Origin of the sequence: Streptomyces sp. NPDC127197, from assembly GCF_042672405.1 — a bacterium.
GTDB classification, from domain to species: Bacteria; Actinomycetota; Actinomycetes; order Streptomycetales; family Streptomycetaceae; genus Streptomyces; species Streptomyces flavusporus.
This window is the reverse complement of the sequence record NZ_JBHXVG010000149.1, coordinates 1-1,237: the sequence shown is the minus strand read 5'-3', so window position 1 is coordinate 1,237 and position 1,237 is coordinate 1. Positions and strand designations below refer to the sequence as shown.

The 1,237-nt window shown below is 55.1% G+C and carries 1 rRNA gene; it reads left to right on the top strand.

The window, feature by feature from the left end:
• Positions 1-1,237: ribosomal RNA gene (locus tag ACFVJQ_RS46035) — 23S ribosomal RNA — on the top strand; the annotation flags it as partial.

Sequence of the window (1,237 nt, the reverse complement as noted above, 5' to 3'; positions counted from 1 at the left end):
ACAGTGGTAGGAGAGCGTTCTAAGGGCTGTGAAGCCAGACCGGAAGGACTGGTGGAGCGCTTAGAAGTGAGAATGCCGGTATGAGTAGCGAAAGAGGGGTGAGAATCCCCTCCACCGAATGCCTAAGGTTTCCTGAGGAAGGCTCGTCCGCTCAGGGTTAGTCGGGACCTAAGCCGAGGCCGAAAGGCGTAGGCGATGGACAACAGGTTGATATTCCTGTACCACCTCCTCACCATTTGAGCAATGGGGGGACGCAGGAGGATAGGGTAAGCGCGGTATTGGATATCCGCGTCCAAGCAGTTAGGCTGGGAAATAGGCAAATCCGTTTCCCATAAGGCTGAGCTGTGATGGCGAGCGAAATTTAGTAGCGAAGTTCCTGATTCCACACTGCCAAGAAAAGCCTCTAGCGAGGTGAGAGGTGCCCGTACCGCAAACCGACACAGGTAGGCGAGGAGAGAATCCTAAGGTGATCGAGAGAACTCTCGTTAAGGAACTCGGCAAAATGACCCCGTAACTTCGGGAGAAGGGGTGCTCTCTTAGGGTGTAAGCCCGAGAGAGCCGCAGTGAATAGGCCCAGGCGACTGTTTAGCAAAAACACAGGTCTCTGCGAAGCCGTAAGGCGAAGTATAGGGGCTGACGCCTGCCCGGTGCTGGAAGGTTAAGAGGAGCGCTTAGCGTAAGCGAAGGTGCGAATTGAAGCCCCAGTAAACGGCGGCCGTAACTATAACGGTCCTAAGGTAGCGAAATTCCTTGTCGGGTAAGTTCCGACCCGCACGAAAGGCGCAACGATCTGGGCACTGTCTCAACGAGAGACTCGGTGAAATTATAGTACCTGTGAAGATGCAGGTTACCCGCGACAGGACGGAAAGACCCCGTGGAGCTTTACTGCAGCCTGATATTGAATGTTGGTACAGCTTGTACAGGATAGGTAGGAGCTTTGGAAACCGGAGCGCCAGCTTCGGTGGAGGCATCGGTGGGATACTACCCTGGCTGTATTGACCTTCTAACCCGCCGCCCTTATCGGGCGGGGAGACAGTGTCAGGTGGGCAGTTTGACTGGGGCGGTCGCCTCCTAAAAGGTAACGGAGGCGCCCAAAGGTTCCCTCAGAATGGTTGGAAATCATTCGCAGAGTGTAAAGGCACAAGGGAGCTTGACTGCGAGACCTACAAGTCGAGCAGGGACGAAAGTCGGGCTTAGTGATCCGGTGGTTCCGCATGGAAGGGCCATCGCTCAACGG